We start from the raw sequence: 1299 nt of genomic DNA, 5'->3' as shown, positions 1-1299 counted from the left end.
AACCTCCAGGCGCCCCCCCGTATACTCCCAAGACATTCCAGCGGCGCAAGGTTTTTCGTTCATTAAGCCCGATACACGACCCGGCTCGCCAGACCACAAGTGCGTAGGCTGCAAATATTCCTCAACGCGCGCAGCTCCGCCCGCATGATCCGCGTCACCATGACTCACTATCAACCCACTAATATTCAGCAACAACTCTTGTTCACGGAAATAGGGGAAAACTGCACTTTCAACCAGAGAATAGCTTCCCAAGGCTAACCCGGTATCATAGAGCCAGTACTGACCGCCCCAGATCAATGCGATAGCCAAACCCTGCCCCGCATCGAAAACCAAGACCTCGGACTTCGGCTCCTTTAGCACTGAAGGCGTGTAGAGCACCAATAACAATACCGCCAGAAACACTGCCCGAAGCAGATAATTGCGAATAAAGAAAACAAAGCTCAAGAATAAAACCGCATAAGGAATTAATAAGACATTGCTTGCCCCAAAAGAAAACTCAGCTAAAAGACCAATTAAAGATGACAAATACTGAACCAGTAACTCTAAACCAGCATCAGAACAGCTCATCAAGATCTCACCAACTGGCCGACTCAAAAACGAGATACCTAAAGCAACTAAAGATACAGGCAAAACAAACAACGAAACCCAAGGAACGGCAAACATATTTCCTAATAAGCTCGCCAGCCCCTGAACATTGCCGATCAGGGCATTAATAGGAGCGAGGCCGACAATCAAAACCAACTGCAGCAACAACAGTGAACGCCAGCTTGCATCCATATTTAGTGCAAACCGTGACAACAATATAAGCAAAGCCACACAAATAAATGAATACCAAAAGCCAATATTCATGGGCGATAGGGGGTCGAATAAAAGTACCATAAACATTGCGGCACAATAAATCGCCAAATAGTCTCTGCGCCACCGCCCTGATAAAAGCACCAGAGCCAACACAGACATTACCCAAGCCCTGATGGCAGATTCACTCCCGCCAACCATAATGACGTAAGCAAGGCCGAAAAAAGCAACGACTGGCACTCGAAAAGCAGACCAGACCAAGAGCTTATAGAGAAAAAACATCACCAGCCCCACATGCAGGCCCGAGATAGCAAGCAAATGCTGTGTTCCTGTGTACTGCAGAACTCGTGAGTCTCCAGGACTAATTTGCCCCCGATCTCCCAGGATCAGGGCCCTAAGTAGACCTTTATGTTCTTTATCTAGGAGTAAGTTATTGAGATAGTCACCTAAACTCATACGGTATGAATTCAGGCTAGAACGAACTCGGTCCGCCAATGTGAACCC

The 1299-nt window shown here is 47.3% G+C and carries 1 protein-coding gene; it reads right to left on the bottom strand.

The features are described 5' to 3' along the window. Nucleotides 1-1251, bottom strand: a 1251-nt coding sequence (locus tag A3735_RS28575) for a ComEC/Rec2 family competence protein (RefSeq protein ID WP_197486131.1), incomplete at its 3' end; no start/stop codon positions are given. Nucleotides 1252-1299 lie beyond the last annotated feature (48 nt).

The sequence above is a fragment of the Oleiphilus sp. HI0061 genome (assembly GCF_001635675.1).
Note: the sequence above shows the minus strand (reverse complement) of the source record. Positions and strands in the feature narration are given on the sequence as shown.